Below are 346 nucleotides of genomic sequence, written 5' to 3' on the forward strand. Positions count from 1 at the left end.
TCCACCGGGTGAGTCGGTGGCGAACAGTTCGGCTGCCTCACACACGGCGACGGTCAGCGCAGTCACCAGCGGACCGGCGGAACCGGCGCCTTCTTTCGACAGGGGGTAGAGGGTGTCGGTGGACCGGACGAATGCAGCCGGATCGAAGTGCGGGCGTGAGTCGCCGGTATCGGTGACCCAGGACCGGATCGACTGAATGGTCAGGCAGTGGATCATCTTCAGGGCGGTGCCGAAAACACCACCGCGCTGCTTATCCGGGGCGTTGTACTGGCCGGCGAGACCGTCGGCCTGGAGCGTGTAGCGGTCCCCTGCGTTCTTCAGGATGCGCACCGGCTCCTGGTCGTCT

At 65.9% G+C, this 346-nt stretch carries 1 pseudogene; it reads right to left on the minus strand.

Going from position 1 to position 346, the window contains the following annotated elements:
• Positions 1-330, minus strand: a pseudogene (locus ACFWJO_RS39925) (conjugal transfer protein); the annotation flags it as partial.
• Positions 331-346: the final 16 nt, after the last annotated feature.

The organism is Streptomyces sp. NPDC127092 (assembly GCF_042722475.1).
In the GTDB taxonomy this organism is placed as follows: Bacteria; Actinomycetota; Actinomycetes; order Streptomycetales; family Streptomycetaceae; genus Streptomyces.